Here is an 11,212-nt window from a genome sequence, read left to right as displayed (position 1 = left end):
CGATCCGCGATAGGGATGTCATGCGTATCCTTGCGTCCAAATTCTCCGTAGCGCCCATGATGGACTGGACGGACCGGCATTGCCGGGCCTTCCATCGCGCCCTGACCAAACGTGCCCTGCTGTACACCGAAATGGTCACCACCAAGGCCGTCATCCATGGCGACCGCGAGCGGCTTATCGGCTTTTCCGACATCGAGCATCCCGTCGCCCTGCAACTGGGCGGTTCTGATCCCGCTGAACTGGCGCAGTGCGCCAAGATTGCCGAAGACTGGGGTTACGACGAGATCAACCTGAACTGTGGCTGCCCGTCCGACCGCGTCCAGTCCGGCGCGTTCGGCGCCTGCCTGATGCGCGACCCGCAGCTGGTCGCCGACGGCATGCAGGCCATGATCGAGGCGTCGAAGCTGCCAGCTACCGTTAAGTGCCGTATCGGCGTCGACGACCAGGACCCGCGCGACGCCCTGTTCACGCTAGTCGAGGCCTGCCGCAAAGCCGGGGTCACCACCTTTATCGTCCATGCCCGCAAGGCCTGGCTGAAGGGCCTGTCGCCCAAGGAAAACCGCGACATCCCGCCACTCGATTACGAACTCGTTTACGAACTAAAGCGGAGCCACCCCGACCTGTTCATCTCGATCAATGGCGGCATTGCGAACCTGGACGACGCCCAAAGGCATCTGCAGCATGTCGACGGCGTCATGCTGGGCCGCGCGGCCTATCATGAACCCGCCCTGCTGGGCCAGGTCGATACTTCCGTCTTCGGCGGCAGCAAGGATGTCGCACCGTTCGAAGCGCTGGACGCCTACCGTCCCTACATCGCGGCACGGTTAGACGAGGGCGTACCCCTGACCCACATGACGCGCCATATACTGGGCCTGATGCACGGCCTGCCGGGCGCGCGGGCTTTCCGGCGTATTCTGACGGTGGAATCGATCGTGCCGGGTGCGGGGACAGAGGTTATCGACCGCGCGGCCCATGCCGTGCGCGATGCCCAGGCGGCCGTTGAAGCGCGCCGGGATCAGTACTTGGCTACGGGTGCAGGATAAGCGACGTCCGCGTCGCTTCGAAGCGGCTCAAACGTCCCAGATAGCTCATACCGAGAAGCGACGTGTGCAGGCCTTCCCGAACGACCAGGGCTTCGACGTTACGCACGGTGCTGGTGCCAACGCCGACCGACTTCAGTTCTACCATGGCGGCGAACGACGGGCCGTTGGCGGTGATGACCTTGCGGTCATAGACCAGATTGTTGGGCGTAAAACCGAGGCGCTGGGCGTCCGACGGGGTGAGGACGACCTGGCTGGCGCCGGTATCGACCAGAAAACGGACAGCGGTAGAGTTGACCGAGGCATTGGCCCAGAAGTGGCCGTCCTTGGCTTTCGGTATAGCTGTGGTGTGGCCTGAGGCGCTTTCGGACGAGAGTTCGGCCTGGACGACCGCAGCCTGGGGTACGCTTGCCTGCGCGGAGACATCTTTGGAAGCCTTCTCCTGCTCGTGCAGGGACAAGATGCCCATGCCGGCCATGACGGCGCAGAATACGGCGCTGCCGACGATGATGGCCGATTTGTACATGTTACGCACTCCCGGGATCGGAACCGGGCACCCCGCCGGACCGCAGCGCTTTTGCGCCTGACCAAAGTCTAAACAAGAAGGGTTGATTTGAAATGAATCGGCCGAAAATTTGCCAGAACTATCATTTTTGATATTCGTAAACGCCCCTTAACCAATATTAAAATGTGAAAATTCAATGGCGTAAAATTTTAACTCTCACATTTATAATCCGTGTTCGGATTAGTTCTTGCGATCAGAGTAAATCATCTGCATACTGATGATCGACGCGACGACGACTGTGAGGGTGAGGCCCGGTGAATCAAGCCAAACCAACCCCCTGTGAGCCGCGACGCGTCTCTTGTCCGCTTGCTTTTATGGAAAGGAGACGCATCATGCAGGATCAAGAGAAAAAGGCACATGCCATGACATCGTTTGCTCTGTTTGGAGGGCTGTTCGGCAGTCCGCGGCAGAAAAGCGAACGGGTCGTCAGCCGGCCTCAGGATTTCCGTCCGTTCGACCGGAAGTAGGAAGTGCCGTCGTTACAGGCATGTCCTGAAAGCAGCGTGTAACGGCACGCCGCCGCCTCTGCGGCGAGCCTGCTCGGCCCTTGAGCGAAGATCATGCCAAATCGAAAACGGCCTCCCGAGCACCGGGAGGCCGTTTTTTTTTACGCTTACGCCTACAGTAACCCTGAAGTCACAAGGCTTGAGGCTTGCCGGACAAGCTTAGTTGGACGCCAGCTTGACGCCGGCCTTGGCTTCGGCAGCGGCCATGTTCGGGCTGGCCTTGACGACCTTAGAGGTGGCGCCACCGCCCGTGCCGTCGAACTTCGACGACAGTTCAACCCAGTACAGGCCGTCGGCGGCCAGGAAGTTGTACTTGTAGTCGACCTGATAGCTGCCGGCGCGGAATTCGCAGGCCGAGATATTGACCATCTGCTTGCCGGTGACGGCAACGACTTTGGAAACGGCTTGTTTGCCGACGCCGGCGGCAAGCATGCCGGCGGCAGCTTCCTGATCTTCCGAGCAGGGTGCGGCAAAGGCGGGGGCGGCGATAGCGGCGGTCAGCGCGATGACCGAAAGAATGAGGGCTTTTTTCATCTGAGTGTCTCCTTGAGGTTCTTCAGGGTGACATCAGGTATAAGGTGAAATGGAAAATATTCCGTAAAGTCTTGTATTTACTGCAAATTAAGCAAATTTAACGGCCAGGTCGGCAACCCTGTGGAATCAAGGCATCAAATCTTAACGCGATCGACCTGTTCTTCGTCAGGAAAAAAAAAGGCGGAAGATTTTTATCTTCCGCCCTTAAAAATCTTAGTTCGAAGCCAGCTTAAGGCCCTTGGCCGCGGACGCTGCCGTCAGGTTGGGACTCAGGTGCTTGACTTGCATCTCGGTTACCATACCGGCCTTGACCTTGGCACTGCCCTGAATCCAGTACAGCCCGTCGGCGCCCAGGAAGTTGTATTTGAATACCACCATGATGCTGCCGCTGCCGATATTGCATTCGACGACATCGAGCATCTGTTTGCCGGTGACGGCAACGGCCGTGGACACCTTGGCCGCGGCGGCCGTGGCGACGGCCTTGCCGGCAATGGTTTCCTCGGCTTCTTCACATTCGGCAAAGGCATGACCGGCAACTCCAGCCGATACCAGGACGGCGCCGGCGACCAAGAGCGAGCGGAAGGGACGGTGGGCGAGGGCAAATTTCTGCATTTTGCAAAGCTTTCACTAAGACACGCCGGGGAGGTGCGTGAGGGGAGATCAGCGTAATATACGCCAGGTTGCATTTAACAATTTGTAGGTAAAGTATTTAATATCATGTGAATCGATTGTGCGCTGCAGCAGGCCTCTGGGCCTTTTTTTATATAGAATTTGTTTAGCCGGCTCTCGTTTTTCGGATAACTGGTGGTACGCACCTGACGGGCATAAAAAAACGGAGACGCCGGTGAGGCGTCTCCGTTGATTGTGTCCGTCGCCCCGCAGGGCCGTGCGGGACGGCTACAGTCGATTTAGGCGGCCGTGAGTTCGCCCAGGAAGCGGCGGATGTTCTCGCTCATGGCTTCCGTACGCTTGGTAAGCTGGTTGGCGGCGCCGAGCATTTCGGTCGAGGCCTTTTCGGTATCCGCCGCCGAGGCCGACAGCTGTGCCACGGAGCTGGACGCCATGGTCGTGCCGTCCGAGGCTTCGTTGACGTTGCGGGCGATTTCGTTGGTGGCGTCGCCCTGCTGATGCACCGAGTCGGCGATCGACGAAGCGATCTCGTTCATGTGCTTGATGGTCTCGCCGATGCCGCGGATGGCGTTGACGCCGTTCTGGGCGGCCGATTGGATGTCCTTGATGCGATCGCGGATTTCGTCGGTTGCCTTGGCGGTCTGTTGGGCCAGCGACTTGACTTCCGAGGCCACGACGGCGAAGCCCTTGCCGGCTTCACCTGCGCGGGCGGATTCGATGGTGGCGTTCAGCGCCAGCAGGTTGGTCTGCTGAGCGATGGCGTTGATCAGGTCCACGACTTCGCCGATCTGGTCAGCGGCGCGTGACAATTCGGCCATCGAGGCATTGGTGCGGTCGGCTTCCGACACGGCTTCGGCGGCGATTTCCACCGAGCGCACGGCCTGGTCGCCGATAACGCCGATTGAGGCCGACAGTTCCGTGGTGGCCGAGGCGACGTTCTGAACGTTGTCGGCCGAGTTGCGGATCGACGACACCGCCGATTGCGAGCGGCGCTCGTTTTCCTGGGCGATGGTCAGCAGGGTGCGGCCGTTGGCGTCCAGGTCCGAAGCGGCCGACGACAGGGCGTCCAGCATATCCTGGGCTTCGTGGCGGAAGCGTTCGGCCAGTTCCGACATTTGACGGGCGCGTTCTTCGCGGGTCTTCGCCGTGGCGGCTTCCATCGCCGACAGGCGGGCCTTTTCTTCGGCGTTGGCCTTGAAGACGTTCAGGCTGTCGACAACGCTTTTCAGTTCGTCGCGGCGGGCGAGGGCGGAGATGTCGACATTGAGATTACCGGTCGCCAGTTCCTCGGTCGTCTTGGCGATGCGGTTGATGCCGGTGACGGTAACGCGCGAGAAGATAAAGGCGATCCCCATCGACAGAGCGGCCATGATGGCGGCAAAGATAGCCAGCATGGTGACGCCGGAGGTCTGGGCCTTTTTGGCATCGGCGGCAGAGGCCTTGGCCTCGGCGACATTGGCTTCGATCATCTGGTCGGTGATCTGGGACATCTTGGCGTAGCCGTCGTCGAATTGCGACATCAGCGGACCGACCGAAGCGAAGTCGACGTCCATCACCGAACCGGCGAACTCCACCGCTTCCTTGTAGGTCTTGATTTCCTTGGCCAGGTCGCTGAACTGCTTCTTTTGTTCCGGAGACGTCGCCTTGTCGGCGTCGGCCTTGACCCGAGCCTCGGTTTTGGCGAGATCCTCGACGACCTTGGCGACGGCGGCCGAAGCATTGGCCGTTGGATCGGTGGCCTTCTTGGTCAGCGCATTGAACAACTGGCCGTTGGCTTCTTTGATGTTCGACTTGATATCGCCCAGTTCGACAATCTGCGGCATGGCCTTGTTGTTGATCTCGTCGATCGCCTTGCCCTGGCCGTTCATAATGTAGACGGCGCCGCCGGTCAGCACGACCAGAATCGCTGTGGCGACCGCAGCGGGCGCCATGAATTTTACCGTAAACGGCCAGTTGGAAATCTGGAATCCGCCGGCTTGTTTTGTACCTTGTTTCGTCATTTTGGCCCCTGACTATAAGGATAGTGGCTTTTGTTTTCAGGAAACCCGCAACCTGACGCGCAGGCGCGAGTCATGGTTAAGACAGGCTTTGGGGACAACCTTTCACATTAAGGTTGTTGAATTCCTAACGCGGAAAGGGATTGTTACAATGGCGGCGACCGACCGCAGACGCTTTGCGTCCGCCGCTTTTGTTGTTACATCTGCATCGCGACAAAATCCGAACCCTTAAGGAGACCTCTTTGCGCGATCCCATCGAGACTGTATCCGCCGACGGCGTGAAGATTACCGCCTACCGGTTCGTCGAAAAGCGCCAGGTGGCACGGGTGATCCCGGCCGGCGCCGGCGCCAATGGCGCGCCGCTGACCCATGTCATTTCCGAGGCAACCCAGATCCACCAGATCGGGGTAGAACTGTCGGGCGGTTCCCTGCTCCTGGAGCCGGGCGCACTGCAGTACCATCACGGACGCATCCAGTCGGAGATTCAGCGCCACGAACCGGGCAAGGGGTTCCTGTCGCGTGCTGTGGCCTCGGCCGGTACCGGCGAGTCGGCCTTTGCGACGAAGTTCACCGGCACCGGCACCTTGTGGGCCGAGCCCAGCCGCAAACATTTCATTCTGGGCAACATGGACGCCGGCGACGACCTGTTGCTGGATGACCGCGCCTTTTACGCCTGCTCCGGCGGCATCAGCCTTTCCACCCACCGCCACACCTCGGTCACCGGCATCCTGGCCGGCAATGGCTTCATGCAGCCCAAACTGTCCGGCCGCGGCGCCTTTGTTGTCGAAAGCCCCGTCCCGGTCGAAGAGATCGACGTCATCGAACTGAGCAACGGCGAAGCCGTGGTCGACGGTGATTTCGTGCTGATGTTCTCTGCCTCTCTGGAGGTGGTCATCGGGCCTTTGGTCAAGGGGCTGCGCAATGCCTTTCGCTCGGGCGAGGGCCTGGTCTACAAGTTTCGTGGTACGGGTTCGATTTGGGTCATGCCGACGGCGCGGGTGTCATAGACGACGCGCTCAGGGCGTGCGCTCGCTGAGTATGCCGTCCTTGACATCGTAGGTGCGGACAAAGGCCGGAGCCTTGACCTCCAACGTTTTGACATTGAAGCGGCTCGTCGTGCCGAGACCCGTCGCCTTGACGCCGGTGACGGTCAAAGGCTTGCCGGCGGTCAGGTTTTGTACCTCGCCGCCCTGAAACAGCCAGACATGGCCGTTCTTGTTGCTATGGACCTTGGCCGTGCCGTCGGCCTCGACCGTCAAGGCGGCTTCTTCGTCCACGCCCAAACCCGCCAGCGGCGCGCCATCGCCCGCTCCACGCAGGCGCTCGGCCTTTAGGACAAAGGCGATCAGGCGGCCCTGGCGTTCGCGTTCGTCGAAATGGCTGTCGGTCACGACGTGGGTCAGCAGCGGGAAATGAAAGAAGTCACCTTCAATCGTGACCGCCGCGCCCAATGGATCGGCCAGCGCTTCGGGAGAGGTGATGCTGCCCCCGTCCATGGCGCCGTAGAGCCAGGCGCCCTGCACCGCCAATCCGGCCGAGGTTCCGCCCAACGGCTTGTTGGCGGCGACATGGGCGTCGATCACGGCATTCAGCGGCGTGCCCTTCCACATCCGGACATAATTGGCCTGGTCGCCGCCCGCCAGAAAGATACCATCGGCCTTCTTCACAGCCGCCAGCAATTGCGGATCGTAGGCGGCCTGGCGTTCGAGGAACAGGAAGGTGCGGACCGAGGCCAGGCCGCCGACGACATTGTAGAACTCGTCCTGGCTTTCTGTCGTGCCGGAGGCGCGCAGCACGACCAGATGACCATGGCCGGCCTTGGCCGTGAACCAGCGAAAGGCATCCATAGCCCAATCGCCACCGCCGCTCATCAGCAGGCCGCCCGTGACCGCGTCCGGCGTCGGCGCCGCCTCATTACCGATAACGAAGGTCTTGTAGCCTGGGCCTTGCGTCCATTCCGTCGCCGCCGCCGGTTGCACCACAAAGGCCAGGAGGAGACTGAAGGCGATGACGAGAGGACGCATGGCATTATCCTTTGGCGGTATCATAAGGTGACATAATTGTGTCACTGTGATCGCAATTTTGCGGCATGGCAAGAATTTGATTTCCCCTTTGCGGTAAGAGGATCAAGTTTAACGGCAAAAAATATACGAAGTTCGATTCCTACCTCAGGTCGTCCGCCCCACCGGGGAAGGCGGCGGCCCTCACCCGCTTCTCAGGAGTGATCAGATGAAGAAAACCTTGTTACGTAAGATGTTGAGGCCCGGCCTCCTTGCCGGCTGCAGCCTGATCGGCCTTTCCGGCGCCGCCGCCCTGGCCCAGGACGCTCCGCCGCCGGAAGACGGCGCCGTCGTGACCGTGCTCGGTTCGCGTATTCCCCGTACGCAGAAGGAAGGCCCTGCGCCCGTAACCGTGATCACAGCCGACCAGATCCGTGCAGGTGGCTACGGCTCGGTGCCGGACGTGCTGAAAACCCTGACCCAGAACAGCGGCGAGACCCAGTCCATGCAGTCGGGCAATGCCGCCGACTATTCGCCAGGCGCGCAACAGGTTGATTTGCGGGGCTTGGGCCCCAACCACACCCTGGTCATGGTCAACGGCCGCCGCGTCGCCGACTATCCCATGCCGTTCAACGGCGATAGCAACTTCACCGACATCTCCAATATCCCGCTGGGCATGGTTGACCGCATCGAGGTGCTGTCCGGTTCGGCCTCGGCCATCTATGGCTCCGACGCCCTGGCCGGCGTGGTGAACTTCAAGCTGAAAGACCGCGCCGACGAGACGACGGTCGACTACCGCTACGGCTGGACCGAGCAGGGCGGCGGACAGTCACACCGGCTCAATTTTTCGACCGGCGTCGACCTGGGCCGTTTCCACGGCGTGATCGGCGGCGAGATCATGAAACAGGATCCGATCTACGGCTACCAGCGTGAGCGCCAGGATTCGACGGCCGACGCGCCCGATCCCGAATATCAGATGGGCGTCACCAACTGGCAGCGCGTCGACTATGACGTTTACGCTATCGACGCCACATCCGCCGATTGTGCCCGCGCGGCCGGCACGAACGAGGGCACGACCAGCCTGCAGATCGATCCCTATTACGGCGACGGTGATGAGATCCTTGGCGCCTATTGCGGTTCGCAGACGGCGGTTGGCTACCGCACCATCCAGTCGCAGCGCAACATGATCAACCTGGTCGGATCCTTTGCCTACGACCTGTCGGATAGCACCCACCTGTTCCTGGATGTCCAGTTCGGGCGCAGCAATCTGAAACTGCTGAAGCGCCCGACCTCGTGGGGCTATCAGGACGAGGATGGCAACGACGTCGGCGACTTCTACAACGTCCATCCCAGCTACGAAGGCACCGACAACTGGTACCGGATCTTTACGCCGGAAGAGATGGGCGGGCTGGACAAGGCCATGCGTCGGGTCGAGTCGACAACCTACACCATCACTCCGGGCGTGCGTGGCACCTTCGGTACGGACGACAAGTGGCATTACGAGGCGGCTCTGAGCGCCAGTGTCTATAATGCCGAGGTCACCTTCCCCTTCATCAACGTCGAAAAGGCCAATGCCTTCTTCCTCGGGCCGCAACTCGGCTGGGATACCGACGAAGAATTCCTCGGTGAAGATGACGGCTATGGCCTGCCGGTGTTCAGCGCTGATCCGACACGCTTCTATACGCCGCTGACACCGGCGCAGTACGCATCGATCGCCGAAAACAGCATTTATAAGCCGCGCAGTTCGGTCTTCGAAGCCTCCGTCACCCTAGGTACCCAGGACCTGTTCGAGATGCCGGCCGGTCCGGTCGGTTTCAACTTCCTGGTCGAGGCGGGGCGCCAGGACTACAATCAGGGTACGGACCCCAAGGCCACCCAGCCCTATTACTTCAGCTGGGTCGACTTCACCGCCAAGGGCCATCGCACCCATTCGGCTGCGGCAGTCGAGTTCAGCATCCCGCTGTTGTCGACCCTTCAGTCCAGCGTAGCGGCGCGTTACGACACCTTTGACTATGCCGGCCACACCGTCGGTGAGACGACCTATAACCTTGGCCTCGAGTTCCGGCCGATCAAGACCCTGTTGTTCCGCGCTGCGGCCGGCACCGGCTTCCGCGCGCCGGACCTGAACTATGTCTATCGGGGCACCGGCTTCGAAGAGGGCCGAGCCACAGATTATTACGAATGTATCCAGGACGGTGACTATCCCGACGACTGCGGTCGCGGACCGCGCATTCGCGTGCGTACCGGCGGCAATATCAACTTGGAACCGGAAACCAGCGAATCCTTCAATGCCGGCGTCGTCTGGGCGCCGTCACGCGCCTTCGACATCAGCGTCGACTACTTCAAGATCGACATGAACGGCCAGGTCGAGGACCTGCTGGTCAACAATCTGACCCGTACGGAAGGCGAATGCCGCGCCGGCCTGCAGGATGCCAATACGCCGACCTGTCAGGACGCCATCGCCCGCGTGACCCGCGACAGTGACGGCGACATCACCCAGGTCTTCGTCAGCCCGATTAACGTATCGGAAGAAAGCACCTCAGGCGTCGACCTGTCGCTCCACAGCCGTTTCGAGACCCCGGTCGGCACGCTGGGCTTCTCGGCCAGCTATACTCACGTACTGGATCACGGCTACACACGCTATGTCGGCGATCCGGAGATCGACAAGCTGGCCAATGATTCCAGCTACTACATCCCGCGCGACAAGGCTTCGGTCAGCGTGAACCTGGCCAAGGGCAAGTGGCGCTTCAACATCGACGGCAACCACACCGCTCGTTTGCCCAACTATGATGAAAACGCCTGGGTCGACGCCTACACCACGTGGAATGGCTCAGTGCAATACGAAGTCCGCGACAACCTGAAGCTCTCGCTGGCCCTGAGCAATCTGTTCGATACCAAGCCGGTCTATGACGCGGGCTGGGTCAGCTATCCCTACTACAACAGCAGCTGGTACGACGGCATCGGCCGCAGCGGCTATCTGCAGATCACCTACAAGTACTGATCCTGCGGATACGCACCACGAAAAAGGCCCCGCAGTTGTCTACGGGGCCTTTTTTGATAGAGGTGGTATTGGCGCTATTGCGACACGCCGCCAGATTTCATGGCGACTTCGGCCGTGATGTCTTGCGCCGACTTGCCGCTGACGGTCGACTTGACCGAAATGGCACGGGGAGGTTCCGGCGAGGCCTTGGCGACCGCCGCGATCAGGGCGGCACGGGCATCACCGGTCGGCGACTTGGTCGTCGGTGCCATGCTTACATTCGGCGCCAGGGCATCGGCCGGCTGGGTAGCACCAGCCTGGGCCTGGTTCAGGGCATCGCTTGCCACCGGCGTCTCGGTGGTGTCAGCCTGGACGATCTGCGGTACCGCGTTCGACGGCACGACGACACCGTCGCCGCCCATGCGCGAACCACGGCCGCGGAACTGATAGAAGATATGCGTGCCGACCTGGGTGACGCGCTCCATTGTGCCCGACCAGCGCGGATTGACGCCGGTGGTATGGAAGCTGGTCGCCGTGCCGACGGCCGGCATGACGTGGCCGTTCAATGCCGCCTGAGCGACGTCACGGGCGCGGCGCCAGGCCCACTTTTCCACCGGACGGCCCAAAGCGCCGTTACAGGTGAAGCTGAACTGACACGAGGTGCGCAGGTGAGCGCCCTGGTAGACGACATTGCAGACCGACTTGGGGTAGGCGGGATGGCGGACGCGGTTCAGAATGACCTGAGCCACGGCGCGCATACCGTCGACGCCTTCGCCCCGGGCTTCGTAATAGACGCCCTGGGTCAGGCAATCGAGATCGTTCTGGGTGTGGCCTTTGAAACCGAAGGCGGCCGCGGCGCGTGTGACCGCGGTCTGCATGGCAGGTTCGGCCGGGGTGACGACGTTGGCGCGGACAACTTCCGCGCCCTGATAGCGCTGGTCGCTGGAGGTGCGCATGGCC

9 protein-coding genes are annotated in these 11,212 nt (G+C 61.1%); 3 read left to right on the top strand and 6 right to left on the bottom strand.

The features are described 5' to 3' along the window. Positions 1-20: 20 nt before the first annotated feature. Positions 21-1,043: a tRNA dihydrouridine(20/20a) synthase DusA gene (gene dusA, locus ABI_RS12930; RefSeq protein ID WP_006273456.1), complete on the top strand. Its 1,023-nt coding sequence runs from the start codon at positions 21-23 to the stop codon at positions 1,041-1,043. Here the strand turns inward: dusA and ABI_RS12925 are convergent. The 4 genes from ABI_RS12925 to ABI_RS12910 all read right to left on the bottom strand — a co-directional run bounded on the left by ABI_RS12925 (position 1,027) and on the right by ABI_RS12910 (position 5,275). Further along, positions 1,027-1,566 (bottom strand): retropepsin-like aspartic protease family protein, encoded by a 540-nt coding sequence (locus ABI_RS12925; RefSeq protein WP_006273455.1) that lies wholly within the window; start codon positions 1,564-1,566, stop codon positions 1,027-1,029. The genes dusA and ABI_RS12925 overlap by 17 nt on opposite strands. 704 nt (positions 1,567-2,270) lie before the next feature. After that, positions 2,271-2,645, bottom strand: a complete 375-nt coding sequence (locus ABI_RS12920; protein WP_006273452.1) for a hypothetical protein — start codon at positions 2,643-2,645, stop codon at positions 2,271-2,273. A gap of 213 nt (positions 2,646-2,858) precedes the next feature. After that, positions 2,859-3,257 carry a hypothetical protein gene (locus ABI_RS12915; protein WP_006273451.1) on the bottom strand — a complete coding sequence of 133 codons (399 nt, stop codon included), beginning with the start codon at positions 3,255-3,257 and terminating at the stop codon, positions 2,859-2,861. Between the two features lie 296 nt (positions 3,258-3,553). After that, the gene (locus tag ABI_RS12910; RefSeq protein ID WP_006273449.1) at positions 3,554-5,275 is read right to left on the bottom strand and encodes a methyl-accepting chemotaxis protein; all 1,722 of its coding nucleotides are present in this window, start codon (positions 5,273-5,275) and stop codon (positions 3,554-3,556) included. Between the two features lie 239 nt (positions 5,276-5,514). On the opposite strand from ABI_RS12910, the gene ABI_RS12905 reads away from it, so the two are divergent. Further along, positions 5,515-6,279: an AIM24 family protein gene (locus tag ABI_RS12905; RefSeq protein ID WP_211211166.1), complete on the top strand. Its 765-nt coding sequence runs from the start codon at positions 5,515-5,517 to the stop codon at positions 6,277-6,279. A gap of 9 nt (positions 6,280-6,288) precedes the next feature. Here the strand turns inward: ABI_RS12905 and ABI_RS12900 are convergent, their stop codons facing one another. Beyond that, the gene (locus tag ABI_RS12900; RefSeq protein WP_006273447.1) at positions 6,289-7,296 is read right to left on the bottom strand and encodes a cyanophycinase; all 1,008 of its coding nucleotides are present in this window, start codon (positions 7,294-7,296) and stop codon (positions 6,289-6,291) included. Between the two features lie 205 nt (positions 7,297-7,501). Here ABI_RS12900 and ABI_RS12895 point away from each other — a divergent pair, with 205 nt between their 5' ends. Continuing rightward, the gene (locus ABI_RS12895) at positions 7,502-10,273 is read left to right on the top strand and encodes a TonB-dependent receptor domain-containing protein (RefSeq protein WP_006273446.1); all 2,772 of its coding nucleotides are present in this window, start codon (positions 7,502-7,504) and stop codon (positions 10,271-10,273) included. A 74-nt stretch (positions 10,274-10,347) separates the two neighbouring features. On the opposite strand, the gene ABI_RS12890 is transcribed toward ABI_RS12895, so the two are convergent. Continuing rightward, positions 10,348-11,208: a cell wall hydrolase gene (locus tag ABI_RS12890; protein WP_006273445.1), complete on the bottom strand. Its 861-nt coding sequence runs from the start codon at positions 11,206-11,208 to the stop codon at positions 10,348-10,350. Positions 11,209-11,212 lie beyond the last annotated feature (4 nt).

This window comes from Asticcacaulis biprosthecium C19, assembly GCF_000204015.1.
GTDB classification, from domain to species: Bacteria; Pseudomonadota; Alphaproteobacteria; order Caulobacterales; family Caulobacteraceae; genus Asticcacaulis; species Asticcacaulis biprosthecius.
Note: the sequence above shows the minus strand (reverse complement) of the source record. Positions and strands in the feature narration are given on the sequence as shown.